The 26,516-nt window shown below is 57.1% G+C and carries 26 protein-coding genes; 19 read left to right on the top strand and 7 right to left on the bottom strand.

Going from position 1 to position 26,516, the window contains the following annotated elements:
* The first annotated feature begins 8 nt into the window (after positions 1-8).
* Together AC13D2_RS14605 and murB are read left to right on the top strand one after the other, a co-directional pair.
* A complete protein-coding gene (locus AC13D2_RS14605; protein WP_292046954.1) occupies positions 9-488 on the top strand; it encodes a low molecular weight protein-tyrosine-phosphatase in 480 nt (159 codons plus the stop codon).
* Entirely contained in the window at positions 485-1,519 is a 1,035-nt protein-coding gene (gene murB / locus AC13D2_RS14600) for a UDP-N-acetylmuramate dehydrogenase (protein WP_482938840.1), read from the top strand. Before AC13D2_RS14605 ends, murB begins: the two co-directional genes overlap by 4 nt.
* Before the next feature lie 37 nt (positions 1,520-1,556).
* On the opposite strand, the gene AC13D2_RS14595 is transcribed toward murB, so the two are convergent.
* Positions 1,557-3,290, bottom strand: coding sequence for a proline--tRNA ligase (locus tag AC13D2_RS14595; RefSeq protein WP_482938839.1), 1,734 nt, complete (start codon positions 3,288-3,290; stop codon positions 1,557-1,559).
* 108 nt (positions 3,291-3,398) lie between these two features.
* Here AC13D2_RS14595 and AC13D2_RS14590 point away from each other — a divergent pair, with 108 nt between their 5' ends.
* Both AC13D2_RS14590 and AC13D2_RS14585 read left to right on the top strand, forming a co-directional pair.
* Entirely contained in the window at positions 3,399-3,827 is a 429-nt protein-coding gene (locus AC13D2_RS14590) for a PaaI family thioesterase (protein WP_292046958.1), read from the top strand.
* A gap of 10 nt (positions 3,828-3,837) precedes the next feature.
* Entirely contained in the window at positions 3,838-4,452 is a 615-nt protein-coding gene (locus tag AC13D2_RS14585) for a TetR/AcrR family transcriptional regulator (RefSeq protein ID WP_292046959.1), read from the top strand.
* Between the two features lie 4 nt (positions 4,453-4,456).
* Here the strand turns inward: AC13D2_RS14585 and AC13D2_RS14580 are convergent, their stop codons facing one another.
* On the bottom strand, positions 4,457-4,954 hold the full coding sequence (locus AC13D2_RS14580) for an Lrp/AsnC family transcriptional regulator (protein ID WP_292046960.1): 498 nt from the start codon (positions 4,952-4,954) through the stop codon (positions 4,457-4,459).
* A gap of 146 nt (positions 4,955-5,100) precedes the next feature.
* On the opposite strand from AC13D2_RS14580, the gene leuA reads away from it, so the two are divergent.
* On the top strand, positions 5,101-6,801 hold the full coding sequence (gene leuA, locus AC13D2_RS14575; RefSeq protein WP_292049282.1) for a 2-isopropylmalate synthase: 1,701 nt from the start codon (positions 5,101-5,103) through the stop codon (positions 6,799-6,801).
* Between the two features lie 77 nt (positions 6,802-6,878).
* Here leuA and AC13D2_RS14570 read toward each other — a convergent pair whose 3' ends face one another.
* The 3 genes from AC13D2_RS14570 to xseA all read right to left on the bottom strand — a co-directional run bounded on the left by AC13D2_RS14570 (position 6,879) and on the right by xseA (position 10,748).
* Complete coding sequence (locus tag AC13D2_RS14570; RefSeq protein WP_008169155.1) at positions 6,879-7,088, bottom strand: cold-shock protein; 210 nt, start codon at positions 7,086-7,088, stop codon at positions 6,879-6,881.
* 318 nt (positions 7,089-7,406) lie between these two features.
* Entirely contained in the window at positions 7,407-9,281 is a 1,875-nt protein-coding gene (locus AC13D2_RS14565; protein ID WP_292049281.1) for a propionyl-CoA synthetase, read from the bottom strand.
* A gap of 111 nt (positions 9,282-9,392) precedes the next feature.
* Entirely contained in the window at positions 9,393-10,748 is a 1,356-nt protein-coding gene (xseA, locus tag AC13D2_RS14560; protein ID WP_292049280.1) for an exodeoxyribonuclease VII large subunit, read from the bottom strand.
* 228 nt (positions 10,749-10,976) lie between these two features.
* On the opposite strand from xseA, the gene guaB reads away from it, so the two are divergent.
* Positions 10,977-12,440 (top strand): IMP dehydrogenase, encoded by a 1,464-nt coding sequence (gene guaB, locus AC13D2_RS14555; RefSeq protein WP_420388966.1) that lies wholly within the window; start codon positions 10,977-10,979, stop codon positions 12,438-12,440.
* A 65-nt stretch (positions 12,441-12,505) separates the two neighbouring features.
* Positions 12,506-14,083, top strand: a complete 1,578-nt coding sequence (gene guaA, locus AC13D2_RS14550; protein WP_300498244.1) for a glutamine-hydrolyzing GMP synthase — start codon at positions 12,506-12,508, stop codon at positions 14,081-14,083.
* A gap of 17 nt (positions 14,084-14,100) precedes the next feature.
* On the opposite strand, the gene AC13D2_RS14545 is transcribed toward guaA, so the two are convergent.
* Positions 14,101-15,312, bottom strand: a complete 1,212-nt coding sequence (locus AC13D2_RS14545; RefSeq protein WP_300498246.1) for a Vgb family protein — start codon at positions 15,310-15,312, stop codon at positions 14,101-14,103.
* 344 nt (positions 15,313-15,656) lie between these two features.
* Here AC13D2_RS14545 and tadA point away from each other — a divergent pair, with 344 nt between their 5' ends.
* Genes tadA through AC13D2_RS14525 form a run of 4 tightly spaced genes read left to right on the top strand, consistent with a single transcriptional unit; the run spans position 15,657 to position 18,986 of the window.
* Complete coding sequence (gene tadA, locus AC13D2_RS14540) at positions 15,657-16,157, top strand: tRNA adenosine(34) deaminase TadA (protein WP_292049275.1); 501 nt, start codon at positions 15,657-15,659, stop codon at positions 16,155-16,157.
* A 9-nt stretch (positions 16,158-16,166) separates the two neighbouring features.
* Complete coding sequence (gene galE, locus AC13D2_RS14535; RefSeq protein WP_300498249.1) at positions 16,167-17,150, top strand: UDP-glucose 4-epimerase GalE; 984 nt, start codon at positions 16,167-16,169, stop codon at positions 17,148-17,150.
* A gap of 50 nt (positions 17,151-17,200) precedes the next feature.
* On the top strand, positions 17,201-18,544 hold the full coding sequence (locus tag AC13D2_RS14530; RefSeq protein ID WP_300498251.1) for a UDP-glucose dehydrogenase family protein: 1,344 nt from the start codon (positions 17,201-17,203) through the stop codon (positions 18,542-18,544).
* A 1-nt stretch (position 18,545) separates the two neighbouring features.
* Positions 18,546-18,986, top strand: coding sequence for an HIT domain-containing protein (locus tag AC13D2_RS14525; protein ID WP_300498253.1), 441 nt, complete (start codon positions 18,546-18,548; stop codon positions 18,984-18,986).
* Positions 18,987-19,013: 27 nt separating this feature from the next.
* Here AC13D2_RS14525 and fabR read toward each other — a convergent pair whose 3' ends face one another.
* Positions 19,014-19,631 (bottom strand): HTH-type transcriptional repressor FabR, encoded by a 618-nt coding sequence (fabR, locus tag AC13D2_RS14520; RefSeq protein ID WP_292049271.1) that lies wholly within the window; start codon positions 19,629-19,631, stop codon positions 19,014-19,016.
* A gap of 182 nt (positions 19,632-19,813) precedes the next feature.
* On the opposite strand from fabR, the gene aspS reads away from it, so the two are divergent.
* The 8 genes from aspS to tolR all read left to right on the top strand — a co-directional run bounded on the left by aspS (position 19,814) and on the right by tolR (position 26,440).
* Entirely contained in the window at positions 19,814-21,619 is a 1,806-nt protein-coding gene (aspS, locus tag AC13D2_RS14515) for an aspartate--tRNA ligase (protein WP_300498255.1), read from the top strand.
* A 53-nt stretch (positions 21,620-21,672) separates the two neighbouring features.
* Entirely contained in the window at positions 21,673-22,422 is a 750-nt protein-coding gene (locus AC13D2_RS14510) for a YebC/PmpR family DNA-binding transcriptional regulator (RefSeq protein WP_292049269.1), read from the top strand.
* A 9-nt stretch (positions 22,423-22,431) separates the two neighbouring features.
* Positions 22,432-22,962, top strand: a complete 531-nt coding sequence (gene ruvC, locus AC13D2_RS14505; protein ID WP_292049267.1) for a crossover junction endodeoxyribonuclease RuvC — start codon at positions 22,432-22,434, stop codon at positions 22,960-22,962.
* Positions 22,963-22,993: 31 nt separating this feature from the next.
* On the top strand, positions 22,994-23,626 hold the full coding sequence (gene ruvA, locus AC13D2_RS14500; protein WP_482938838.1) for a Holliday junction branch migration protein RuvA: 633 nt from the start codon (positions 22,994-22,996) through the stop codon (positions 23,624-23,626).
* 155 nt (positions 23,627-23,781) lie between these two features.
* A complete protein-coding gene (gene ruvB, locus AC13D2_RS14495) occupies positions 23,782-24,810 on the top strand; it encodes a Holliday junction branch migration DNA helicase RuvB (protein WP_300498260.1) in 1,029 nt (342 codons plus the stop codon).
* Positions 24,803-25,246, top strand: a complete 444-nt coding sequence (ybgC, locus tag AC13D2_RS14490) for a tol-pal system-associated acyl-CoA thioesterase (RefSeq protein WP_300498262.1) — start codon at positions 24,803-24,805, stop codon at positions 25,244-25,246. The genes ruvB and ybgC overlap by 8 nt, the downstream gene beginning before the upstream one ends.
* 14 nt (positions 25,247-25,260) lie before the next feature.
* On the top strand, positions 25,261-25,950 hold the full coding sequence (gene tolQ, locus AC13D2_RS14485; RefSeq protein WP_007152467.1) for a protein TolQ: 690 nt from the start codon (positions 25,261-25,263) through the stop codon (positions 25,948-25,950).
* Positions 25,951-25,993: 43 nt separating this feature from the next.
* Entirely contained in the window at positions 25,994-26,440 is a 447-nt protein-coding gene (gene tolR, locus AC13D2_RS14480; RefSeq protein ID WP_007152468.1) for a protein TolR, read from the top strand.
* Positions 26,441-26,516: the final 76 nt, after the last annotated feature.

Here is a 26,516-nt window from a genome sequence, read left to right as displayed (position 1 = left end):
GGACACCCATGAATGCGGAAGTAAACGTACTGTTTGTCTGTCTTGGCAACATCTGCCGCTCGCCCAGCGCTGAAGGCGTCTTTCGCCAGGTGGTTCAGCGGTCCGGGTTCGAGGGCCGCATTGCCATCGATTCCTGTGGTACCGGCGACTGGCATGTGGGCAGGTCCCCGGACGGACGCGCCGTGGCGGCTGCGGGCAAGCGCGGAATAGATATCAGCGATCTCCGGGCCCGCCAGTTCCAGGCACCGGACCTGGAGCGATTTGATTACGTGCTGGTGATGGACCGTCAGAACCTCGCGGAAGTGAGGGATATCTGGCAGCAACATGGCGGCACCGAGCCGGCGCTGTTTTTGGGATTCGGTCGTTCCGGTGAGAAAGAAGTGCCGGACCCATACTACGGTGGCGACCAGGGGTTCGAACACGTACTTGATCTGATCACCGAAGCCAGTGAAGGCCTTCTTGAACATATCCGGGAGCGGCTGGTGTGACCCGTTCCGGTGAGATCAGGGAGAACGTGTCCCTGGGGGGCATGAACAGTCTGGGTATCGAAGCGAGGGCGCGGTACTTTGTGTCGGTAACCTCTGTCGAGGCGCTCCGGAGGGCGCTGGAGTGGGCATCGGAAGCGTCGGTTGAACCGCTCCTGCTCGGAGGCGGCAGCAATCTGGTGTTTGCCGGCGATTTCCCGGGGCTGGTGATTCGTATCGCCATTGCCCGCCGGTGCTGGGAGCAGGTTAATGGCGACGAGGCAACATTGGTACTGGGTGCTGGTGAAAACTGGCACGAAAGTGTGTTGTACGCGGCCTCCGCGGGCTACAGGGGCATCGAAAACCTGGCGCTGATTCCCGGCACCGTCGGGGCAGCACCGGTTCAGAACATCGGGGCTTATGGCACTGAGTTGCAGGACACTCTGGTGGATATCCGGGCCCTGGATCGGAGGACTGGCAACGAAGTGGTGTTGACCAACAGCCTGTGCCATTTCAGCTATCGCGACAGCGTGTTCAAGCATGAACCCGGGCGTTACGTCATCACTGAGGTTCGTCTGCGGTTGGCCCGCACCCGCCCATTTTCACTGGATTATCGTGACCTCCGCGACTATTTCGACGGACAGGACCTGAACGATCTTACTCCCCTTGATGTGGCCAATGCCGTCATGGCGGTTCGTCGCCGCAAATTGCCTGATCCGCAACAGCTTCCAAATGCCGGTAGCTTCTTCAAGAACCCGGTAGTACCACTGGAAACCTGGGGATCGCTGAAGAAGAAACATCCGGAGATCGCCGGCTACCCCGGTGATGACAATGCCAAGGTGGCGGCCGCGTGGCTGATCGACCAGTGTGGTTGGAAGGGGTACCGCAATAGCAGGGTTGGCGTGCATAACCGTCAGGCATTGGTGCTGGTGAACCATTCGAACGGCAGCGGTCAGGACGTGTTGGCATTGGCCAACCGTATCCGGGAGGATGTCGAAGCCCGCTTTGGTATTGCGCTGGAAATGGAACCGGGCGTGATCGGTTCATGCCCATAGGACAGGCCTGAACCGATCACGCTCGTTGCGTGCTGGCCTAAAGGCCGTTGCGCGGGGAGGCGCTAATCAGAAAGGGAAGTGCCTCGGCCAGCGGAATATCCTGCTTGTCTTCGTCACGGCGGCCCTTGTATTCAAGGGTTTCTGCCGCCAGGCCCCGCTCGGATACCACGAACCGGTGAGGAATGCCGATCAACTCCATATCCGCGAACTTCACGCCCGGACGTTCGTTCCGGTCATCCAGAAGAACATCAAAACCAGCCTGGCGAAGCTGCTCATAGAGCTTTTCGCCGGCAGCCATCACCGCCGGGGATTTTTGGCCGTTCAGCGTCACGATGGCCACCTCAAACGGGGCGATGGCGTCGGGCCAGATAATGCCCTTGTCGTCGTGGTTCTGCTCAATGGACGAGGCGACAATCCGGGAGACACCGATACCGTAGCAGCCCATTTCCAGGATGGAGCTCTTGCCGTTTTCATCCAGTACCGTGGCGTTCATGGCCTTGCTGTATTTGTTGCCCAGCTTGAAAATGTGACCAACTTCAATGCCGCGTCGGATTTCCAGGGTGCCCTTGCCGTCGGGGCTGGGATCGCCCTCGACCACATCGCGCAGGTCTTCCACGCGGGCCAGTGCTACATCCCGTTCCCAGTTCACACCGGTCAGGTGGTAGCCTTCCTTGTTGGCGCCGCAGACAAAGTCCACCATGTGCGCCGCACTGCGATCGGCAATGACGGGCACCGGCAGGGCCACAGGACCGATGGAGCCAGCCTTGCAGCCGACAATCTGTTCGATTTCCTCGTCGGTTGCCATAGTCAGTGGTTCAGCGACATCGGGCAGGTTTTCGGCCTTGATTTCATTAAGGGTATGATCTCCCCGCAGAATCAAAGCAATCAAGCCACTGTTGCCGTTGTCGTCTTCTTCGGCCTTGACCAGCAGGGTCTTGGCGCAGCGACTTGCGTCTACCTTCAGGAACGTGGCAACCGCCTCAATGGTCCGTTGCTCTGGTGTCGCCACTTCCGCCATTTCCTCCGAAGGCGATGAGCGGTCTCCGGCTGGCGCAACGGCTTCCGCTTTTTCAATGTTGGCGGCATAGTCGCTGTCGGTGCTGAACACAATGGCGTCTTCACCGGATGAAGCCAGTACATGGAATTCGTGGGACGCGCTTCCGCCGATGGCGCCTGAATCGGCCTCGACGGGACGGTAATCCAGGCCCAGTCGATCAAAGATGGCGCAGTAGGTGCGATGCATGACCTGATAAGTGTCGTTCAATGATTCCGCATTCACATGGAACGAGTAAGCGTCCTTCATGATGAATTCCCGCGCACGCATCACGCCGAACCGGGGGCGTCGTTCATCGCGGAACTTGGTCTGGATCTGGTAGAAGTTCGCGGGCAATTCCTTGTAGCTTTTCAGCTCGTTGCGGATCAGATCGGTGATGACCTCCTCGTGGGTGGGCCCGAAGCAGAAGTCGCGACCATGGCGGTCGTTCATCCGCAGTAGTTCACCGCCATACTGTTCCCAGCGCCCGGACTCCTGCCACAGCTCCGCCGGCTGCACCGCGGGCATCAGGACTTCCTGTGCGCCACTCTTGTCCATTTCCTCGCGCACGATACGTTCAACCTTGCGAAGCACCCTCAATCCCATTGGCAGCCAGGAGTAGAGGCCGGAGGCCAGTTTTCGGATCATTCCTGCCCGGAGCATCATTTGATGGCTGATGATCTCGGCATCGGCAGGCGTTTCTTTTTGGGTGGCAATCAGGTAGCGGCTTGCTCGCATTGTGTTATCCGTAAGCAGTTGAGAAAGGGTTCTTTATTTATCCTGTCGTGCTCGCTATTGTACGGAGCGATTACCACGAGGTACAGATGGACATTGGGAGAGCAGCGAATGACACTGACCGCAGTAGAAGTCGAGGCCGTTATCCGGGCCGGTGTGCCCATGGCCGAGGATATCGGATTTACGGTCGACGAGGCGCGTGAGGACGGGTTTGCCCGCACCCGCCTGGTATTCTCGGAACGCCTGATTCGCCCCGGTGGAACGCTGTCTGGGCCGGTGCAGATGGCCCTGGCGGATGCGTCCATGTACGCGGCGGTGATGGCCGCCATTGGCCAGGTTGAAATGGCGGTGACCAGCAACCTGTCGATCAATTTCCTGCATAAGCCGGCGCCGGATGACCTGATAGGGGAGGCCAGGGTTCTGCGGATGGGGCGTCGACTTGCTTTCTGCGAAGTGCGGCTGCTATCCGGGCAGGAAAACGAGGAGAAACTGGTCGCCCATGTAACGGGCAGCTATGCTTTACCGTATAACCGCAACTGAAGCAGGAGATATGACCGAAGAAACCGTGGATATCACGCCTCGTCGTCAGCCCGTTCAGGCCAGAAGCCGAGAACGCGTGAATAGCATTCTCAGCCATGCGGCAGCGATTTTCCATGAGGTGGGTGTCGACGCCACCAGTATGTCCGCAATTGCCCGTCAGTCAGGCATGTCTCTCGCCTCCCTCTACCGTTATTTTCCCAACAAGGCTGCCATCGTAAAGGCCATTGCCGAAGGGCATGTTGAACGTATGGAGACGGCGTTGAGGGAGCGCCTCGAGACCCTGGAGCTGGTAGATGCCGTGGACGTTCTGATCGACCTGTTCTATGAGTTTTATCGAACCGAACCTGCCTATTCCGTGATCTGGAGCGGGGTGGAATCGATGCCCGAATTGCGGGACCTGGATCTCCGGGAGTTATACAGTCATGCCCGTGACCTGGATAACCGCTTGCGGGACGTTTGTCCCCGCATTCCGGAAGATCGTCGATGGACGGCGAGCCTGATGTTACCCCGCTCGGCGGGAACCGTTCTCAGGCTGGCGGCAACCCTGCCGGAGGATCAGGCCCATTCGATGGTGAGTGAACTCAAGTGCATGGCACGGGCCTATCTGGCTGAGCTCATCCGCTAGCGAGTCAGGACAGATACCCCAGAGGCAGGGCCGTGCTGTCAATGACCCGTCTCAGCACAAAGCTGGAGTGAACACCGCTGACTCCCTGGATACGGGTGATACGATTTAGCAGAAAGTGGTGATAGTGATCCATATCCGGCACCACCACCTTGAGCATGTAATCGGCATCCTGGCCAGTAATCAGGTAGCACTCCTGAACTTCCGGGTATTCACCCACCTGCCGTTCGAACGCTGCGAAACGCTCTGGTGTGTGCCGGTCCATGCCAATGAGTATGATCGCTGTAAGGGACAATCCCAGTTTTTTATGATCAAGGATCGTTACCTGCCGGACAATAACTCCGGCGTCTTCCAGGGCGCGGACCCTCCGCAGACAAGGGGAGGGCGATAGACCAACCTTGTCCGCCAGTTCCTGGTTCGTCAGTGAACCATCCTGCTGCAACTGTTCGAGGATGTTGCGGTCAATCTTGTCGATTTTAATAAGCGACTTGTCGGAAATTGACATAAAATTTTACCTTCAATGAAAATCCTGAAATATTGTAGCTATTCTTGGTGTCATGAGGGAGAAAAAGCAATCATTTTCCCCGTGTGACGCGTTATCCTGATACACAATCAATGAATTCCCCGTGAGAACAGCAAGGAATCACCCCAATGGCATTTGATCATCGTAAATACGTTGCGTTTACGCCGGTGGCTAAAACCGATCGTCGCTGGCCGAACAAAGTCATCACTACCGCTCCCCGTTTTTGCGCGGTGGATCTTCGGGATGGTAATCAGGCATTGGTAAAGCCGATGTCAGTAGCCCAGAAACAGCGGATGTTTGATTTGCTTGTAAAGCTGGGGTTCAAGGAAATTGAGATCGGCTTTCCCGCGGCGAGCCAGCCGGATTTTGACTTTTGTCGCAAGCTTATTGAGGAAGATCGCATTCCCGATGATGTGCACATTCAGGTGCTGACCCAGGCACGGCCGGAATTGATTGAGCGGACCTACGACGCGCTCAAGGGTGCCCGCAAGGCCATCGTGCATGTGTACAACTCAACGTCGACGGTTCAGAGGGAGCAGGTGTTCGGCATGGACCGTGAAGGCGTGAAAGATATTGCGGTCAATGGCGCGCGTGTCGTCAAGGCAAATGCCGCCAAGTATCCGGACACCGAGTGGACTTTCCAGTATTCGCCGGAGAGCTTCACGGGAACGGAGCTGGATTACGCTGCAGACGTGATCGATGCCGTAAACGACGTATGGCGCCCGGACCAGGGCCAGCCGGTGGTCATCAATCTGCCAGCCACGGTTGAAATGGCGACCCCCAACGTATTTGCGGATCAGATCGAGTGGATCTGCGATCACGTTCGGTATCGCGAGCACATCAGTATCAGTGTTCACACCCATAACGATCGTGGCTGTGCTGTGGCGGCGGCGGAGCTGGCGGTCATGGCCGGTGCCGACCGGGTAGAAGGAACACTGATGGGCAATGGTGAGCGCACGGGCAATATGGATCTGGTGACCATGGCGATGAACCTTTACTCCCAGGGTGTGGATCCGACACTGGACCTGTCGGGAATGGCTGAGATTACCGATGTGGTTGAAGCCTGTACTGAGATCTCCACCCATCCGCGTCACCCCTACGCTGGTGAGCTTGTGTTTACAGCCTTCTCTGGCAGCCACCAGGATGCCATCCGTAAATGCCTGGCTCGCCGCACCGAAGGCGAAAGCTGGCATGTTGCGTACCTGCCCATTGATCCTCACGACCTCGGTCGCCGTTATGAGGAAGTGGTTCGCATCAATAGCCAGTCTGGCAAAGGTGGTGTGGCTTATGTTCTGGAGCGTGATTACAACATCAGCCTGCCACGATGGTTACAGATCGAGTTCAGTAAGCTGGTGCAGCGCGAGGCCGAAACCAATGGCGGCGAGATTGACTCACTGACGATTCATCGGTTGTTCGAAGATCGTTACCTGAAAGTGGCCAAAGCCTGGGAGTTGAGGTCCTATGACCTTCACCGGGATGATGAGGGTGTCAATGCCGTCGTGAGTATTGGCGCTGAAACCGGTCCGATCACTCTCAAAGGTCATGGCCTTGGAGCGGTCGAGGCCGTGTCAGCGTCGCTGGAGGCGGAATACGGTGTAATCCTGGCGGTGGAAGCTTACGATGAGTTTGCATTGGGTGAGGGTACCAATGCCAACGCACTAGCCTGTATCCGTGTGACTGTGGATGGACAGCATTGCAGTGCGGCCGCTCTGGCCGAAGATACAACTTCGGCTACCTTGCAGGCGCTGTTTTCAGCGGTTTCCCAGGTGGTGGAAGCCGGCCGTCGGGATGGGGCCGCCAATAAGGCGTCGGCGGAAGCGGGTGCCTGAAAAAGAAAGAGCCGGCGAATGCCGGCTCTTTCGGAGTCCCTGTGCCCGTGAGGGGCATAGGGCGGGGTCGCGTAACCTCAGACCGGGGTTACGTTTTCCGCCTGGGGACCTTTCGGCCCCTGAGTCACGGTAAACTGCACCTGTTGACCTTCGGTCAGAGTGCGGAAGCCGCTCGCGTTGATTGCACTATAGTGAACGAAAACGTCACTGCCACCGTCCTGGGCGATAAAGCCAAAGCCCTTGGACTCGTTAAACCACTTTACGTGGCCTGTTTTTGTATCTGACATTGATCTTTCCTGTATTTCTGAAATTTTGCCCTCACGGGACCATCGGTATCCAGTCGGAGTACCGGCGCTGTAAAAATTCAGAAAGTACTGAGGAAAGGGGCAACGAAGAGCACTGCGGCAGGACGTTGAAACGCATTCACCAAATACCGCTGTATTTTCACAGCAATTTCAGTATAGACCGAGTTGGGAAGGCGTCAACGCTTTTTCTGGCACTTTGTCTAAGTTTTTTAAACCGCAAAAACAACGAGTTGTCATAAACTCGTCACCAAACGGATGCACCGCTGTGGCGTAGGTTCCGATTGGTGACGGGGCCGGTGGTCAGCCTTTGAATTGCTCGCTGATCTCTTCCAGTATAGCAGGATCGTCGATCGTGCTTGGCACCGCGTAGTCCTCGCCATCGGCGATCTGGCGGATCACCCGACGCAGGATCTTGCCGGACCGGGTTTTGGGGAGTCGCTCCACCACCAATGCCTTGCGAAAACAGGCAATAGCGCCGATTTTCTCGCGAACCATTTCAACCAACTCTTCTTCAAGTTCGTCGTGGTCAATGGTCGCACCATCCTTGATCAGCACGAGCCCCACGGGTACCTGGCCTTTCATGTCGTCGTGAGCGCCAACCACGCAGCATTCCGCGATGGCCGGGTGGGCGGCAACCACCTCCTCCATCTCTCCGGTGGACAACCGATGGCCCGCGACATTAATCACGTCGTCCGTTCGACCCATTACGAATACGTATCCGTCTTCGTCAACAAATCCGCCATCACCGGAGCTGTAGAAGCCGTCAATGGGGGCCAGGTAGGTGTTACGGAATCGGTCGTCGTCCCCCCAGACCGTGGACATGCAGCCAGGAGGTAATGGTAGCTTAACGGCTATCTGGCCCTGTTCCCCGGCAGGAACCTGGCTGCCTTCCATGTCCACCACCTGAACGTTGAACCCGGGAGACGGAAGCGTGGCCGAGCCGGGTTTTGTTGTCATCATCTCAATGCCCACCGGGTTGCAGCAGATTGCCCAGCCGGTTTCGGTTTGCCACCAATGGTCCAGTATTGGCAGGCGGGTATGTTCCTTCAGCCATTCGTAGGTGGGTGGGTCCAGTCGTTCGCCGGCCAGGAAGAGGCGCTTCAGGGAACTGATGTCGTAGCGGGACAGCTGATCAGCCTCAGGGTCTTCCTTGCGGACCGCTCGGAAGGCGGTCGGTGCCGTGAACAACAGATTCACGCCGTGGTCCTGGACCACGCGCCAGAAGGCGCCGGCATCTGGAGTTTTGACCGGCTTGCCCTCGTAAAGGATGGTGGTGCAGCCTGCAAACAAGGGGGCATAGACGATATAGCTGTGCCCGACCACCCAGCCAACGTCCGATGCCGCCCAGTAGACATCCCCCGGGCTCGCGTCGTAAACCAGGTGCATGCTGTAGCGAAGAGCCACGGCGTGGCCGCCGTTGTCGCGCACAACGCCCTTGGGTTTACCGGTGGTTCCGGACGTGTAGAGAATATAGAGCGGGTCGGTGGCCCTGACAGGCACCGGGTCTGCCGCCCGGGCCCGGCTAACCAGTTCATCCCAATCGAAATCGCGACCTTCCTGAAGCGTGGCCTGAGCCTGCGGGCGCTGAAACACAATGCAACAGTCCGGCTTATGGCTGGCCTGGTCAATGGCTTTGTCCACCAGAGGCTTGTATTCGATGACCTTGCTAATCTCGATACCGCAGGAGGCCGTGATGATGGCTTTGGGCTTGGCATCATCAATGCGCACGGCCAATTCATTGGATGCGAAACCGCCAAAGACCACTGAATGAATGGCGCCAATTCGGGCGCAGCCCAGCATGGCAATAACGGCTTCCGGGATCATCGGCATATAGAGAATCACCCGGTCGCCCTTGGTGATGCCTCTATCCTGGAGAGCGCCGGCGAAGATTGCTACCGCAAGGGTGAGCTCATTGAAGGTGTATGAGCGGGTGGTGCCGGTGACTGGAGAATCGTAAATCAGGGCCTTCTGTTCGCCGCGTCCGGCCCGGACATTGGCATCCAGTGCGACATCGGAGGTGTTAAGGATACCATCGGGAAACCATTGCCCATGGCCGTTATCGGTGGGCTGCCAGATGGTTTTCGGAGGCTCCATCCAGTCAATGGCAGACGCTTTCTCGCGCCAGAAGGTGTCAGGCTGGTCGATCGATTGCCTGAACTCGGAGTGGTAGTCCATAACATCCACCTCGCATCACTATTGTTGTTGTGTTTGGTATTACCCACAACTTTAGGCACTTTGAGGTGTAGGACTACTAGACCATAGGCTAAGGCTCTGTCTTTTTGAAAGTTATTGGTTTCCTGAATTGACTGCGGTCACGTTCGCTTCAACGTGGCCGCTGGCAACACGCGCGGTAATCCTGTCGCCGGGCGCGAGTTCACTGGCCTGGCGAACTATATCCCCGTTTTCCTGCTGGACGATGGCGTACCCCCGGCCCAGGGTCGCCAGCGGGCTGACCACATTCAGTGTTTGAGCCAGATGCTCAAGGCGCTCCTGGCGTTGGATGACGGACTGGCGAGCCAAGCGGGTCAGTCGTTTGGACAACTGGCTGACGCTCTTGCGGTTGTCGTCCAGCCGTTTTGCGGGGGATTGCATTCTCAGGCGCTGGCCAAGGTGCTCAGATCGCACCTTTTCCCGCTCGATGCGTTGGCGCATGGACTTGCCCAGCCGCAGGTCAAGGTCGTCCATGCGTTGGGCCTTTTCCATCAGTTCACGCCGAGGATCCCTGAGCCTGGCGGAAAGATGCGCCAGCTGAGTCCCCATACGTTTGAGGGCTCGACTGGCTGCGCCGGCGAGTCGATGTTCCCGTTCCCTGAGTTGTCGCAGCCAGTCCTGCTGGTCGGGTGATATCTTTTCCGCAGCGGCGGACGGTGTGGGTGCCCGCAAGTCGGCGACAAAGTCGGCAATGGTCACGTCCACTTCGTGGCCGACCGCACTGACCGTTGGCAGGGGGCATGCTGCTATGGCGCGGGCGACGGCTTCCTCGTTGAAACACCAGAGATCTTCCAGTGAGCCACCACCGCGACCAATAATCAGGACATCGGCGAGTCCGTGTCGGGCTGCCCGGTCAATGGCGCGGACAATATCAGCCGTTGCTGCCTGCCCTTGGACAGCGGTGGGGTAAAGAGTAACGGGAATGGCCGGGCAACGTCTGGCAAGTACGGTCAGAATATCGTGAATGGCGGCGCCGGTGGGCGATGTCACAACCCCGATGTGGCGAGGGGTTGATGGCAGCGGTTTTTTGCGGACGGCATCGAACAGGCCTTCCATTTGCAGTTTGCGTTTGAGCTCCTCATAGGCCTGCTGCAGAGCGCCCAGTCCCGCAGGCTCGATATGCTCGACGATGATCTGGAAATCGCCCCGGTTCTCGTAGAGCGTTACCTTGCCACGGATGCGAACCTGCTCGCCTTCTTTCGGAATCTCTTTCACCCGCTGGTTGAATCCCCGGAACATGGCGCAGCGGATCTGGCATTTGCGATCCTTCAGGGAGAAGTACCAATGGCCAGAAGAGGGACGGGAGAACCCGGACAATTCGCCCTCAACCCAAACCTGCATGAAGCTGGCTTCCAGCAGATGGCGGGCCTGGTGATTGAGCTCGCTGACACTCAGCGCCCGGGGCCGGGAATCCTGAAAACCGCTGTCCAAAGGGAATGCTCCTTCGTTTCTGTGGGGTTGCTGTATACGCAAAAGCCGAAAATTGGGGAGTAAAAATAGCGAAAATTCAAAAAGATGCAACCCAATAGGTAGTCAGCCCCGGTTTACTGTCAACCAAGGCCCATTTATAATAGGTCGATTAAGAATTTTGTACTGCCACAGCCGGCGGGGTGTGGTGTCAGAATTCTCCAATCTAGCATGTTCAAAAGGCGGATCCCAATGCTGCGAATTGCCGAAGAAGCCCTCACCTTTGACGATGTACTGCTCGTTCCAGGACGCTCAGAGGTTCTTCCTCACCAGGTCAGCCTGCAAACCCAGCTGACCAAAGGTATCACCCTGAATATTCCGCTGGTATCGGCGGCTATGGATACCGTGACCGAAGCTGATCTGGCCATCTCCATGGCCCAGGAAGGCGGCATCGGCATCATGCACAAGAGCATGTCTGTTGAGCAGCAGGCCGCGGCCGTTCGCAAGGTGAAAAAGTTCGAAAGCGGCGTCGTAAAGGATCCCATTACGGTAACGCCAAACACCACGGTTCGCGAACTGGTGGACATCACCATGGCCAACAACATTTCGGGTCTGCCGGTGGTGGATGGTGTCGATCTGGTGGGTATCGTCACCGGTCGTGATATTCGTTTTGAAAGCCGTCTGGATACGCCTGTCTCGGAAATCATGACCGCCAAGGACAAGTTGGTGACGGTGAAAGAGGGCGCCAATCTGGACGACGTGAAAGAGCTGTTGCATCGCCACCGCATTGAAAAAGTCCTGGTCGTGAATGACGACTTCGAATTGCGCGGGCTGATCACCGTCAAGGATATCCAGAAGGCGAAGGATTATCCGCTGGCCTGCAAGGACGAACAGGGTCGTCTTCGGGCTGGCGCAGCTGTCGGCACAGGTGCTGATACCGATGCACGGGTAGCCGCGCTGGTTGAGGCCGGAGTTGACGTGATCGTGGTGGATACGGCCCACGGCCACTCCAAGGGCGTGCTCGACCGGGTTCGCTGGATTAAAGAGCATTTCCCGGAAGTTCAGGTGATCGGTGGTAATATTGCCACCTCTGACGCCGCAATCGATCTGGCGGACGCCGGTGCAGACGCGGTCAAGGTGGGTATCGGGCCCGGCTCCATCTGCACCACCCGTATCGTGGCCGGCATTGGCGTGCCACAGATCACGGCCGTGTCCAATGTGGCGGCCGCCTTGAAAGACCGTGGCGTGCCCGTGATCGCGGATGGTGGCGTTCGCTTCTCTGGCGATATTTCCAAGGCCATTGCAGCGGGAGCCTACAGCGTCATGATCGGCAGCCTGCTGGCCGGTACTGACGAAGCACCGGGCGAGGTTGAGCTGTATCAGGGGCGTAGCTATAAAGCCTACCGCGGCATGGGTTCCATTGGTGCCATGGGGCAGGGGTCCAGTGACCGTTACTTCCAGGACGCCAGTAAAGGCATCGAGAAGCTGGTGCCGGAAGGCATTGAAGGCCGCGTTGCCTGCAAGGGTCCAATGCGGAACATTGTGCACCAGTTGATGGGCGGTCTGCGGGCTTCCATGGGTTACACCGGCAGTGCCACCATGGAAGAAATGCGCACCAAGCCTGAATTCGTCCGCATCACCAATGCGGGCATGCGTGAGAGTCACGTCCACGACGTGACCATCACCAAAGAAGCACCCAACTACCGTATCGGCTGACCATTGTCGATTCAGGCGCGGCTCATTCGGTGAGCCGCGTTTTTTCTTTCTGCTCCGAGGATTTCATGGCCCACAACATCCACGACCACCGCATTCTGATTCTCGATTTCGGTTCCCAGTACACCCAGCTCATCGCGCGCCGCGTTCGGGAAATTGGTGTCTATTGTGAGATCAAGGCCTTTGATATTACCGATGAGGAACTGAAAGAGTTCAATCCCAAAGGCATCATTCTCGCGGGTGGCCCCGAGTCGGTGACCCAACTGGGTGGCCCTCGCGCGCCGGAAGGCCTGTTCGAGAAAGGGATTCCGGTTCTGGGCATTTGCTACGGCATGCAGACCATGGCTGAACAGCTGGGCGGTCGTGTTGCCAGTTCCGAAAAGCGGGAATTCGGCTATGCCCAGGTCAAAGTGCGGGCCAAGGGGCCCTTGCTGAAAGACATTACAGACCATCTCACGGCCACCGGCGAGTCGTTGCTGGACGTGTGGATGAGCCATGGCGACAAGGTTGTGGTGATGCCGGAGGGCTTCGAGCTGCTGGCATCGACGGAGAGTGCGCCGATTTCGGCCATGCAGGATACGTCGCGTAACCTCTACGGCGTCCAGTTCCATCCGGAAGTGACCCATACTCTGCAGGGCAAGCGCATCCTGGAGCACTTCATTCTCAACATCTGCCAGTGCGAGGCGCTGTGGACGCCAGCCAAGATTGTTGACGATGCGGTGGAACAGATCCGTAATCAGGTGGGCAGTGGCAAGGTGCTTCTGGGGTTGTCTGGTGGTGTGGATTCTTCCGTGACTGCTGCGCTGCTTCACAAAGCCATCGGCGAACAGTTGACCTGTGTGTTCGTGGACAACGGCCTTCTACGCCTGAACGAAGGCGACCAGGTGATGGATATGTTCGCCAGCAACATGGGTGTGAAGGTTATTCGGGTTGATGCCGAAGACCTGTTCCTGTCCAAGCTCAAGGGTGTTGATGATCCCGAGCAGAAGCGCAAGATCATTGGCAACACCTTTATTGATGTGTTCGATGAAGAAGCCGCCAACATCCGCGATGTGAACTGGCTGGCCCAAGGCACCATCTACCCGGATGTCATTGAATCCGCAGCCTCCAAGACCGGTAAAGCCCATGTCATAAAATCCCACCATAATGTGGGTGGCCTGCCGGAAACCATGAAAATGAAGCTGGTGGAGCCACTGCGGGAGCTGTTCAAGGACGAGGTGCGCCGTATTGGCCTGGAGCTTGGACTGCCTTACGACATGGTGTATCGCCACCCATTCCCCGGGCCCGGTCTGGGCGTGCGGATTCTGGGTGAAGTCAAGAAGGAATACGCCGAAATCCTCCGTCGGGCCGACGCTATTTTCCTGGAAGAGCTGCACCGAGCTGACTTTTACCACAAGACCAGCCAGGCATTTGCGGTCTTCCTGCCCGTCAAATCGGTTGGAGTGGTAGGTGACGCCCGCCGCTATGAATACGTAGTGGCATTGCGTGCGGTGGAAACCATCGATTTCATGACTGCGCGCTGGGCACACCTGCCGTACGATCTGCTGGAAACGGTATCCAATCGCATCATCAATGAAATTGAAGGTGTGTCCCGGGTAACCTACGACGTTTCCTCCAAACCGCCGGCAACCATCGAGTGGGAGTGACCGGTATGCAGGTCGGGTCAGTCAATCCTGACCAACCCGACCTGATTGGTGCTGCTTTGATGGATCAACAGGTTCCCTGCCTCAGTGACCCAAACATGACGAATGATCCCGACTCCGGAGGGAATGGCCCAGCTTTGAAAGGTCTCGGCTTCGGGGTCGAATCTGACGAGCGCATCAGGTCGCATGCCTGATTCGTTGTACCAGATAATGTCGTCGATAACGGCCAATGCGTAAGGATGAGAGTCCGGGCCACTGGGAGAGTCCCATTCGGTGATTGCGCCGGTATCCGGATTCAGTCGACCGATTTTCCCCCTCGTTGAGTTGACGTACCAGACGTTATCTTGGCTATCGAGGTCAAGTCGACGTACTCGGGTTCGTTTATCCGGCAGGTTGTAATAACGGACCTCCATCGTGTTCGGGTCCATGGCGCCGATCTTGTTCGTGCCATTGTAGGCAATCCAAACGGTGCCGTTGGAATCTACCTTGATTCCATAGGGTTTTGCTTCGGTATTCACTTCCTTCAGCATGCCGGTGTCGGGATCCAGCCGGCCCAGCATGGCCGCGTGCTGAGCCGTAAAATACAGGTTGCCGTTGGGATGAAATACAGCAGAGTGAGGGTCTTTGGCCTGCGTTTCATATTCAGTGATATTTCCGGTGTCCGGGCTAAGCTTTCCAATGGTGGCGTTGCTGTTTCCGGTGTACCAGATGTTGCCATCCTCATCAGGGACAATGGAGTGTGGCCGGGCTGATGGCGGTAAATTGTATTCTTTCATTTCGCCAGTATCCGGGTTCAGTTTCCCAACCAGGCTCGCCCACATACCTGTCCACCAGATAGAGCCGTCTGGTGCTTCAATCGGGTCCCGGGTGCGCTGACCAAGGGTAGGTGTTGTCCATTCGGTAATCTCAATGTCGACGTTTCCCGGAACCAGTGTTGGTCGCCTGCCGGGGTCTTCCGGAAAGTGTTGGGCCAGATAATTGGCGACCCTGGTGGCCTGCTCATCCTGCAGGTCAATCATGGTTGAGAAAACCCGTCGCCACTCTTCGGGTGAGCTGTAGCCAGCTGAGCGCTTGATGGTGGAGACGCCATGGCAGGCTGTGCAGGCGTTCTCGACTAATGCTTTGCCGGCACCTTCCGGTAGTGAAGATTGCGAATTGTCTTTCGCTAGGGAAGCTTGCGTGGTGCCGAGTAGAAGAACGGCTGCAGCTGTCAGGGATGCAGTGAGGCTCATGGGAACGACTCCTGTCATTCGGAAAGACCTTTATTGTAATTGTACGTCACGATGCTGTGGACACTGTGAGGCAATGAAAGTTCCGGGTTGGCGTGCTTTTACCCTAAACTGACTGCCAGGCAACGATGAGATCTGCGCAATAGACGCGAGTTCAGGTATTCGCGCACTCGTTTCCAACTTTGGTAATATGTCGCCTGGTTGATGATGGTACAAATTATGCCGCCTCAGAAATTGTTGCTGCACTCTTTAATCATCCCTCAATAAATCTTTTGTTTTAATAGGTTGCATACCCCGTTTTGTTGAGCGTTAACGTGGCGAATAGGGGGTGTGGCCGGGCAGGCATTATGGCTGGCACTGATGATGATCATTCCTGGATGAAGCGTGCGCTACAGTTGGCCGGTCAGGCTGGAGCAGCTGGTGAGGTGCCAGTTGGTGCAGTGGTCGTGTTGGATGGACGGGAAATTGGAGCTGGCTATAATGCTCCGATCAGTGGATGCGACCCCACAGCTCATGCTGAAATACGTGCCCTGCGGGACGCGGCAAGGCGTGCGGGCAATTACCGGTTGCCGGGTGCCACGCTTTACGTCACCCTTGAGCCGTGCACCATGTGTGTGGGCGCTATTGTGCATAGCCGCGTCAGTCGTCTTGTATATGGTGCTTCGGAACCGAAAGCGGGCGCTGTTGAATCCGCCCGGAGAACGCTGGATGAGGAACACCTGAATTGGCGTGTAGAGTCTGTCGGTGGCGTTCTTGCGGGGTCATGTAGTGAGATTATCAGTGATTTTTTCGCGCGGAGACGAACAGACATCCGCCGCAGAAGACAATTGTTTTCAGGGAAGGAGTGACGATCGATCATGAAAGTTCTGGTAACCGGCGGAGCCGGCTATATAGGCAGTCACGTTGTCAGGCAGTTGGGCGAAGCCGGACACGACATTGTTGTTTTCGATAACCTGTCCACCGGATACCGTTGGGCGGTCACCTGTGGTGAGCTTGTGGTCGGAGATCTCGCCGATGAACAGGCCATTGCGGATCTTTTCAGCCAGCACCGCTTTGAAGCTGTGCTGCATTTCGCCGCCAATATCGTGGTGCCGGAATCGGTCGAAAATCCCCTCAAGTACTACAGCAACAATACCCGTAACACGCTGAATTTACTGAAGGCAGTAGAAGAGCACCGGGTACCTTACATGGTGTTTTCGTCCACGGCTGCCGTTTATGGCATGCCAGAGGAAACCGTACTGACGGAAGATCTTCCGCTGGCGCCGATCAATCCCTATGGCGCCTCCAAGATGATGAGCGAGCGGATGATCATGGATCTGGCTGCTGCGTCGTCTCTCAATTACGTGATCCTGCGTTACTTTAATGTGGCTGGTGCCAATCCTGAAGGCTTGCTGGGTCAGGCCACGCCTGAAGCTACGCACCTGATCAAGGTTGCGTGTGAGTGTGTGACGGGCAAGCGCGATGGCATGAGCGTGTTTGGCACCGACTATGACACTCGTGATGGCACCTGCATCCGCGACTACATCCACGTGGAAGACCTTGCCAAGGCTCATGTGATGGCGTTGAGCTATATGGAAGGTGGCGGTGAATCGCGGGTGCTGAATTGTGGATACGGGCGTGGGTTTACCGTCCGCGAAGTTATTGATGTGGTCAAGCGCCAGTCGGGCAATGATTTTCCGGTACAGGAAACAGACCGTCGGGCAGGGGACCCTGCCGCGCTGATGGCCGACAACTCGCGGATCAAGAATGTACTGGGATGGCAGCCGGATTACGATGATCTCGATACCATCGTCGGTACAGCCCTGGCCTGGGAAAAGATCTGGCAGGATAAGCAAGCCTGAGGCTGCTTGTTCTCGTGCTTTAAACAAATTCAATTTCAGGGTTATGGCGGATGAAGATTACTATTTTCGGGACTGGTTACGTCGGGCTTGTGACGGGTGCCTGTCTGGCCGATGTGGGGCATCACGTTCTGTGCATGGACGTGGATCAGGGCAAGATTGATAAGCTGAGGAACGGCCATATACCCATTTATGAGCCTGGCCTCGAGTCCATCGTAAAGCATACGGTTGAGGCAGGCCGTCTGGCGTTCACCACCGATGCCAAAGAAGCCGTAGCCCACGGTGTGCTGCAGTTCATCGCAGTGGGTACGCCGCCGGATGAAGATGGTTCAGCTGACCTGCAGTATGTGACGGCCGTGGCGCGCTCCATTGGACAGTACATGGACGAGTACAAAGTGGTTGTGGACAAGTCCACTGTGCCGGTTGGTACCGGAGACAGGGTTAAGGCTGCGGTGCGCTCCGAGCTGGACAAGCGCGGGTTGGAGCTCGAATTCGATGTGGTGTCCAACCCCGAGTTTCTTAAGGAAGGGGCGGCCATCACCGATTTCATGAAGCCCGACCGCATCATCGTTGGCACCGACAGTGAGCGGGCCAAGGAGGTGCTGCACGAGGTCTACTACCCATTTAATCGTAGCCATGACCGCATGATTTTCATGGACATCCGGTCTGCGGAACTGACCAAGTATGCAGCCAACTCCATGCTGGCCACCAAGATCAGCTTCATGAACGAGATAGCCAACCTGGCGGAGCGCCTCGGTGCCGATATCGAGAACGTTCGCCGGGGTATCGGTTCTGACCCTCGCATCGGCTATCACTTCATTTACCCCGGTTGCGGTTATGGCGGCTCGTGTTTCCCGAAAGATGTACAGGCGTTGACCCGCACAGCCCGGGACTGTGACTACGATTCCCGCCTGCTGAACGCCGTGGAAGCCGTGAACAATGCGCAGAAGCATGTGTTGTTCGACAAGATCAGTCATTACTTCAATGGCAACCTGAAAGGTAAGGTCGTCGGAATCTGGGGGTTGGCATTCAAGCCCAACACCGACGATATGCGTGAAGCGTCGTCTCGCGCTCTGATGCAGGATCTCTGGAATGCCGGTGCGAGTGTGCAGGCCTTCGATCCTGAAGCCATGGAAGAGACCCAGCGTATCTTCGGTGACCAGCCGGGGCTGACTCTATGCGGAACCAAGGAGCAGGCGCTGAAAGGCGCGGATGTATTGGCCATCTGCACCGAGTGGAAGGAGTTCCGGTCACCGGACTTTGCAGCCATTGCCGCGACGATTAAAGAGCCTGTGGTCTTTGACGGGCGCAACCTGTACGAGCCTGAAATGCTTGAGCGCCACGGTATGACCTACTACGCCATTGGCCGAGGCCGGAACCAGTTCCACGGAGGTTGATATGGGTGGGGCGGAGTCGTTGTTTGTTCTGCACGAGCGTCTGGAAGCTGACACGGTCAGCCTCGGGCAGAGCAGGCTCTGTGAAATTCGGCTGATGAACGACAGCAACTGGCCCTGGATCCTTCTGGTGCCAAGGGTTGATGGCGTGCGCGAGATTTATCAGTTGGCCTCGGACCAACAGCGACAGTTAATGGCGGAATCGGCTCTTCTCGGGGAAGGCATGATGGAAGTGTTTGGTGGGCATAAACTCAATGTTGCGGCATTGGGTAACATGGTGCCGCAACTTCACCTTCATCATATCGTGCGTTTCGAAGGCGATTCCGCCTGGCCTGGCCCTGTCTGGGGCAAACTTCCGCCGAAGCCCTACAGTGTCAGCGACCTGGCCAGAATAAGCGAGCAACTGAAGCCGTTGCTGGGCCGGCTTTCGCAAATACAGGGTTAGCAATCTCTCCCGGCGAAGCCCTGTGGCTTAGCGTTTGTGCCGAGCGATGGTGCGCGACCCAACCAGGATCATCCTGAGCTCGGTTTTCAGTTTGTCTTTCAGTGTTTCCTTTTCGGAGGGTGTGGCGTCAAGCGCCTCTGCGCCTTGATTGAACACCAGTGTCACCATGGCGTCCGCCACCAGTTTCGAGTCTGATAGCGGGCGATTCTCTTCGTCAGCGATGCGAGCCAGATCGGCCGCCAGCTCGGTCACAAAGTGGTCGATTTCAGCTTTGATGGCCGTGCGGAAGGGTTTTGATACCCCGGTGCTTTCCCGCAGCATCAGACGAAACAGATTGGAGTTGTTGCCAAGATACTCCATGAAGGTATCCACTGACGTGCTGATGGCGCTGCCGTTCCGTGCAATTCGCTTGCGTGCCTGGCGCATAAGCTGCCGCAGGGCGACACCGCCCTCATCCACCAGTGCAAGCCCCAGTTCGTCGAGCTCGGCAAAGTGCCGGTAGAAAGATGTTGGTGCAATGCCAGCTTCCCTTGCCACTTCCCGCAGGCTCAGGCTGCCGAAGCCCCGGTCCGCGCTGAGTTGAGCAAGGGCGGCGTCCATCAGGGCGCGGCGAGTGCGGAGTTTCTGTTCGGCTCGGGCTGACAAGGGCGACTCCAAAGGGCGGTAAATCGGCCCATTCTAGCGACCAAACGTTTTACCGTCACCCACGGTGATGGAAGCCTGATTTTCCCGTTCATTGTGTTTATAATGGGCCGCTTTTGCAGTAGGGTCCGCCAGAACCATTCTTGCAAACTTTTACGCACACATCAGATACAACGGGAACCGGTATGCGCAGTCATTATTGCGGTGGAATCAACGAATCTCACATCGATCAGGAAGTTACTCTTTGCGGTTGGGTTCATCGTCGCCGCGATCACGGTGGGGTCATCTTTCTGGATCTTCGCGATCGGGACGGTATTTCCCAGGTCGTGTTCGATCCGGATACCCCGGAGAGCTTCAATCTGGCGGAGAAGGTCCGCAGTGAATTCGTAATTCAGGTGACCGGCCGTGTGCGCCGTCGTCCCGCCGGTACCGAAAACGCTAACATGCCGACTGGGCAGGTCGAACTGCTGGGCAAGCAGTTGTCCATCCTGAATGCCGCTGCAACGCCTCCGTTCCCGCTGGATGAGCATGTGGATGTGGGCGAAGATGTTCGCCTGAAGTATCGCTTTGTAGACCTGCGTCGCCCGGAAATGCTGAACCGCCTGCGTTTCCGCTCCAGGGTAACCAGCTATATTCGCAACTTCCTGGATAGCAACGGTTTCATGGATGTTGAGACGCCCATCCTGACCCGAGCCACGCCGGAAGGCGCGCGGGACTACCTGGTGCCAAGCCGCACCCATGAAGGCTCCTTCTTCGCGCTTCCCCAGTCGCCGCAACTTTTCAAGCAGTTGCTGATGGTGTCCGGTGTGGATCGCTATTACCAGATCGCCAAGTGTTTCCGCGACGAAGACCTGCGTGCCGACCGCCAGCCGGAGTTCACGCAGATTGATATCGAAGCCTCGTTTATTGACGAGGAAACCCTGATGACCCTGAACGAGAACATGATTCGTTCCCTGTTCAAGGACGTGCTGGAAGTGGACCTGCCAGAATTCCCACGCATGCCGTACGCTGAAGCGATGCAGCGTTATGGCAGCGACAAGCCGGACCTGCGTATCCCGCTTGAGCTGGTTGACGTGGGTGATCTGGTTGCGGGCGTTGACTTCAAGGTGTTTGCCGGTCCGGCCAATGACCCCAAGGGCCGCGTTGCAGCACTACGCGTTCCCAAGGGCGGCGAGCTGACCCGTAAACAGATCGACGACTACACCAAGTATGTGGGTATATACGGCGCCAAGGGTCTGGCCTACATCAAGGTCAATGATACCTCCAAGGGTGTTGAAGGCCTGCAGTCGCCGATCATCAAGTTCCTGGGTGATGACGTAGCACAGGCGGTCATCGAGCGTTCCGGTGCGGAAGATGGTGATATCGTGTTCTTTGGCGCCGATAAGACCAACGTGGTCAACGAAGCCCTGGGCGCGCTTCGCATCAAGGTCGGCCACGACCTGAACATGCTGACGTCCGAGTGGGCGCCACTGTGGGTGGTGGATTTCCCGATGTTCGAGGAAACGTCTGACGGAAGCCTGACCGCGATTCACCATCCGTTCACGGCGCCGTCCTGTTCTGGCGACGAGCTGGAAGCGTCACCGGCAACAGCATTGTCCCGCGCCTACGACATGGTTCTGAACGGCACTGAGCTCGGCGGCGGTTCCATCCGTATTCACGACGAAAAAATGCAGGAAAGCGTGTTCCGTACTCTGGGTATTGAGCACGAAGAAGCTCGAGCCAAGTTCGGATTCCTGCTGGATGCCTTGAAATATGGTTGCCCTCCCCATGGCGGCCTGGCGTTTGGCCTCGACCGTCTGATCATGTTGATGACTGGCGCCAGCTCCATCCGCGATGTAATTGCGTTCCCGAAAACACAGAGCGCTACCTGCCTGATGACACAGGCGCCCGGAGAAGTGGACGACAAGCAATTGCGCGAGCTTCATATCCGTCGCCGCAAGCCGGTGGCCAAGGCAGGCGAAGGTCAGGAAAACGCCCAGGCAGGCGAGTAATGCAATGCCGGAGCACACCCCCGTGTGTGCTCCGCGACCGAACGGAGTTGATCATGGCTGGACACAGTAAATGGGCCAACATCAAGCACCGTAAAGCGGCTCAGGATGCCAAGCGCGGTAAGGTTTTCACCAAGATTATTCGCGAGTTGACGGTGGCGGCCCGTCAGGGCGGTGGCAATCCGGACGATAATCCCCGGCTGCGGGGTGTGATCGACAAGGCCCTGACCGCCAACATGAAGAAAGACACTATCGAGCGTGCCGTTGAGCGGGGTGCCGGGGATGGTGACGACAGCAACTACGAGGAACTGACCTACGAAGGGTACGGTCCTGGTGGTGTTGCGATCTTTGTGGAAGTCATGACGGATAACCGCAACCGTACCGTGGCCGACATTCGTTATTCCCTGAACAAGATGGGTGGCAACCTCGGCACTGACGGTTCGGTAGCGTATCTTTTCAGTAAGCAGGGTATTATCAGCTACAGCCCGGAGATGGACGAAGACCGGCTGATGGAAGCAGCCCTGGCTGCCGGTGCCGAGGACCTGGCAACGCTCGTCGACGGCTCCTTCGAAATAGTCACCGTGCCGGATCAGTTCCTCGACGTTAAACAGTCCCTGGTAGGGGCAGGCCTGATTCCTGATAACGCAGAAGTCACTATGGTGCCCTCAACGACCGTCGAGCTGGACGAGGAGGGAGCAGAGCCCATCCTCAAGCTGATCGATATGCTGGAAGACCTGGACGATGTGCAGAATGTCTATCACAACGCCGATATATCGGCGGACGTGATGGAGGCACTCCATCAATAAGGACGCAACGTGTCGATAATCATGGGGGTCGACCCCGGGTCGCGCATAACCGGTTACGGCGTTGTACGGGCTGAAGGCCGTGTGATTGAGTACATTGACAGTGGTTGTATCCGGGTGGGTGAGAAGCCCATGGCGGAACGCCTGCAAACCATCTTCCATAGTCTGGCAACGCTCATCGGCGAATACCGCCCCGGAGAATTCGCCATTGAGCAGGTTTTCATGGCCCGCAACCCGGATTCGGCGCTGAAGCTGGGACAGGCGAGAGGGGCGGCAATTGTAGCGGCCGCTAACAGTGGGCTCGCTGTCCATGAGTATTCCGCCCGGCAGGTAAAACAGGCCGTCGTAGGCAAGGGTGGGGCCGACAAGGCACAGGTCCAGCATATGGTACAGGTGCTCTTGGCGTTGTCCCGCAAACCTCAGGCCGATGCCGCCGACGCCCTGGCGATTGCGCTATGCCATGCTCATATGAGCCAGAGTGTTGCCAGGCTGGCCTCTGGCGGTGGCGGAAAAGTGCGCAGTGGCCGGGTTCGAAGACAATAACCAGACTCATTGAAGTCCAGGGAGAAACCCGTTGATTGGTCGTATCCGAGGCATCCTGATTGAAAAATCCCCCGCCCAGGCATTGGTGGAATGCGCCGGCCTGGGGTATGAAGTTGATATTCCCTACACTACCTTCTTTAATCTTCCCGAAACCGGCGAGGAGTTGGTTCTCCACACCCACTTTGTTGTTCGCGAAGACGCACAGAGTCTTTACGGCTTCTCTTCGCGACTGGATCGGGACCTGTTTCGTTTGCTGATCAAGGTCAATGGGGTTGGTCCCAAACTTGCCGCGGGGATTCTGTCAGGGTTGGACGCCAATCAGTTTATCCGCTGTGTCGAGGCCCGCGATGCCAATGCCCTGGTCAAGCTCCCCGGTGTTGGCAAGAAAACCGCCGAACGCCTGCTTATTGAAATGACAGATCGTATAGGGCAACTTGAAGGGCAGTTCATACCAGCGTCGCCAAATGCGACGGTTACCTCTGGCTCAGCCAACGGGGGCGTTGTGGCAGGTCATGACCCCAGGGAAGAGGCGGAAGCTGCCCTGATTGCCCTGGGTTACAAGCCGCAGGAGGCGTCCAAGGCCATCAGCAAGGTGGCGGAAGAGAGCATGTCGAGCCAGGAATTGATTCGGTTGGCGCTGCGGGCAATGATTCCAGCCAGTTAACCGGCTGGTTAATGGAGTGTCATCAACCACCTCCTGGCCCCATATGTGTAGAGAGCGTAACGTGACAGCAAAAGCGCCGTTTGTACAATTGGGGCATAATGAACCCGATACGAGTGTACAGGCATGTTGTTGATTTCCTCTGAGCGGGTAGTTCAATGATTGAATCGGATCGCCTGATTACAGCCCAGGCCGGACAATATGAGGAAGTGCAGGATCGAGCGATCCGTCCCGGTGTGCTAGCGGACTATGTTGGCCAGCCGGCTGTGCGGGAGCAGATGGAAATCTTCATTTCCGCCGCGCGGGGCCGTCAGGAGGCATTGGATCATGTTCTGATTTTTGGTCCGCCGGGGCTGGGCAAGACCACGCTCGCCAACATCATTGCCAATGAAATGGGTGTGTCCATCAAAACCACATCCGGCCCGGTGTTGGAAAAAGCTGGTGATCTGGCCGCCATGCTGACCAACCTCGAAGAGGGCGATGTTCTCTTCATCGATGAAATCCATCGTCTCAGCGCTGCGGTGGAAGAAGTGCTCTACCCGGCGATGGAAGATTACCAACTGGATATCATGATTGGAGAGGGGCCGGCGGCCCGCTCCATCAAGCTGGACCTGCCGCCGTTTACCCTGGTGGGTGCCACAACTCGCGCCGGGCTTCTGACATCGCCGCTGCGGGATCGTTTCGGCATCGTCCAGCGTCTTGAGTTCTATAACACCCGGGATCTGACCGATATTATTCTCCGTTCCGCGCGATTGTCATCGGTCACTATCGACAACGGCGGTGCCTACGAAATCGCCCGCCGTTCCCGGGGAACACCCCGTATTGCCAATCGCCTGCTACGCCGAGTGCGTGACTTTGCTGAAGTAAAAGCGGATGGCAGGATTAGTGAATCCATCGCGGACCAGGCACTGAACATGCTGAAAGTGGACGCCCAGGGGTTTGATCACATGGATCGGCGCCTGCTCTTGGCGATGATTGAAAAGTTTGATGGTGGCCCGGTGGGTGTCGAAAGCCTGGCGGCGGCGATCAGTGAAGAACGGGGTACCATCGAGGATGTTCTCGAGCCGTTCCTGATCCAGCAGGGCTTCATGGTGCGAACGCCTCGCGGGCGAATGGTGACGTCCAATGCCTACCAGCATTTCGGCGTAGTGCCATCGGGCCCGGAGCGGGAGGACCTTTTTGACTGAGCGCTATGATTCGTCGGTCGGGTTGTCGGTTCGTGTGTACATCGAGGATACCGACGCCGGCGGTATCGTATACCATGCGAAGTACCTGCATTATATGGAGCGTGCCCGCACGGAGTGGGTTCGTCACAAGGGTGTCGGGCTTCGCGCCGGCCTGGCGGAAAACATCAGTTACGTTGTCCAGCGCCTGGCGATTCACTACGGTGCCCCGGCCAAGCTCGACGATGAGTTGCGAGTGACTGCGGAGCCGGTGGCGTTCGGCCGTGTATGGATGGAATTTCGTCAGCAGGTTGTACGTTGTTCTGACGACAAGGTACTGGCATCGGCGGACGTGCGCGTGGCTTGTATTGCACTGGATTCCGGCCGGCCAAGACGCCTTCCGGCAAATATGCTGGAGTTGCTGGAAAGCAACCTGAAAACCAATTCAAAAGTGGAATAATCCAGGAGTAAAAGGTGGAGTCAGAAGTTTCTGTTTGGTATCTCATCGCCAACGCCGGCGTGCTGGTTCAGCTGGTCATGCTGTTGCTTGCCCTGGCGTCCATTATCTCCTGGGCACTGATCTTCCAGCGCCTGAAGGTGTTCCGCAAGGCCAAGCAGGCCCAGTATGCGTTCGAGGAACGATTCTGGTCCGGAATGGACCTGGGCCAGCTCTACCGGGAAGTGAACAGTAATCCAACGCCGTTCTCCGGCATGGAATCGTTGTTCCGCGCCGGTTTCAAGGAATTTTCCCGTTTGCGCCAGCAAAGCCGGGATGCCGATGCCGTCATGGAAGGCACCCAGCGTGCGATGCGAGTGGCGTTTTCCCGGGAGCAGGAAAGGTTGGAGATGCATTTACCTTTCCTTGCAACCGTAGGCTCCACAAGTCCCTATGTCGGTCTGTTTGGCACCGTCTGGGGCATCATGAACTCGTTTCGGGGTTTGGCTCAGGTTCAGCAGGCGACCCTCGCCACGGTAGCCCCCGGTATTTCTGAAGCATTGATAGCAACGGCGATGGGTCTGTTTGCGGCTATTCCTGCCGTGATTGCCTACAACCGTTTCTCCGCTATCTCCGACGCACTGCTGAAGAACTATGAAACCTTCGCCGATGAGTTTTCGAGCATCCTCCATCGCCGTGTGCATAACAGCGAGCAGTCAGCCGCATGAGGATGGCAGCCAGTAACGGACAGCCAGTCGGGAGAGCCGAAACATGAAAGGCATGGGAATGATGCCGGCCAGAAGTCGCAAGCCGATGTCCGAAATCAACGTCGTACCCTACATTGACGTCATGCTGGTGCTGCTGATCATCTTCATGGTGACGGCGCCGATGCTTACACAGGGCGTAAAAGTGGATCTGCCGGAAACGACATCGCAGCCGATCCAGTCTGACAAGAACGTGGAAACCATCGTGGTGTCTGTGGACAGCAATGGTGCGTATTTCATGGATATCGGGGACGAAAGCAGCGACCCGATGTCGCTCGCCGACATTCGCGACCGGATCGCCAAAATCCTGTCCCAGCGTACGGACCGCGAGGTGCTTGTTCGGGGTGATGAGCATGTTGAGTACGGTACCGTTGTTCGACTGATGGCACAGTTGCAGGCCGCAGGGGCGTCTAACGTCGGATTGATCACCGAAGCGCCATCCATTGATGAGTAGGTACAAAGCAGGCAGGTTTTTGTGAGAGGTCATGAGCGTGATGTAACCAACACGGGCCAGCCCCCCTGGAAGTCGC

Source organism: Marinobacter sp. B-12, from assembly GCF_056857915.1.
The sequence above is the reverse complement of the archived record's forward strand: the minus strand, read 5'-3'. Positions and strand labels throughout refer to the sequence as shown.

Coding starts and splice junctions, on each gene's coding strand:
- galE (WP_300498249.1), top strand. CDS start 16,167: ATGAAAGTTCTGGTAACCGGCGGAGCCGGCTATATAGGCAGTCACGTT.
- guaA (WP_300498244.1), top strand. CDS start 12,506: ATGGCCCACAACATCCACGACCACCGCATTCTGATTCTCGATTTCGGT.
- AC13D2_RS14580 (WP_292046960.1), bottom strand. CDS start 4,954: ATGTCAATTTCCGACAAGTCGCTTATTAAAATCGACAAGATTGACCGC.
- guaB (WP_420388966.1), top strand. CDS start 10,977: ATGCTGCGAATTGCCGAAGAAGCCCTCACCTTTGACGATGTACTGCTC.
- AC13D2_RS14565 (WP_292049281.1), bottom strand. CDS start 9,281: ATGGACTACCACTCCGAGTTCAGGCAATCGATCGACCAGCCTGACACC.
- aspS (WP_300498255.1), top strand. CDS start 19,814: ATGCGCAGTCATTATTGCGGTGGAATCAACGAATCTCACATCGATCAG.
- tolR (WP_007152468.1), top strand. CDS start 25,994: ATGAAAGGCATGGGAATGATGCCGGCCAGAAGTCGCAAGCCGATGTCC.
- AC13D2_RS14570 (WP_008169155.1), bottom strand. CDS start 7,088: ATGTCAGATACAAAAACAGGCCACGTAAAGTGGTTTAACGAGTCCAAG.
- AC13D2_RS14530 (WP_300498251.1), top strand. CDS start 17,201: ATGAAGATTACTATTTTCGGGACTGGTTACGTCGGGCTTGTGACGGGT.
- leuA (WP_292049282.1), top strand. CDS start 5,101: ATGGCATTTGATCATCGTAAATACGTTGCGTTTACGCCGGTGGCTAAA.
- AC13D2_RS14510 (WP_292049269.1), top strand. CDS start 21,673: ATGGCTGGACACAGTAAATGGGCCAACATCAAGCACCGTAAAGCGGCT.
- AC13D2_RS14545 (WP_300498246.1), bottom strand. CDS start 15,312: ATGAGCCTCACTGCATCCCTGACAGCTGCAGCCGTTCTTCTACTCGGC.
- AC13D2_RS14585 (WP_292046959.1), top strand. CDS start 3,838: ATGACCGAAGAAACCGTGGATATCACGCCTCGTCGTCAGCCCGTTCAG.
- AC13D2_RS14605 (WP_292046954.1), top strand. CDS start 9: ATGAATGCGGAAGTAAACGTACTGTTTGTCTGTCTTGGCAACATCTGC.
- tadA (WP_292049275.1), top strand. CDS start 15,657: ATGGCTGGCACTGATGATGATCATTCCTGGATGAAGCGTGCGCTACAG.
- AC13D2_RS14595 (WP_482938839.1), bottom strand. CDS start 3,290: ATGCGAGCAAGCCGCTACCTGATTGCCACCCAAAAAGAAACGCCTGCC.
- AC13D2_RS14525 (WP_300498253.1), top strand. CDS start 18,546: ATGGGTGGGGCGGAGTCGTTGTTTGTTCTGCACGAGCGTCTGGAAGCT.
- ruvB (WP_300498260.1), top strand. CDS start 23,782: ATGATTGAATCGGATCGCCTGATTACAGCCCAGGCCGGACAATATGAG.
- AC13D2_RS14590 (WP_292046958.1), top strand. CDS start 3,399: ATGACACTGACCGCAGTAGAAGTCGAGGCCGTTATCCGGGCCGGTGTG.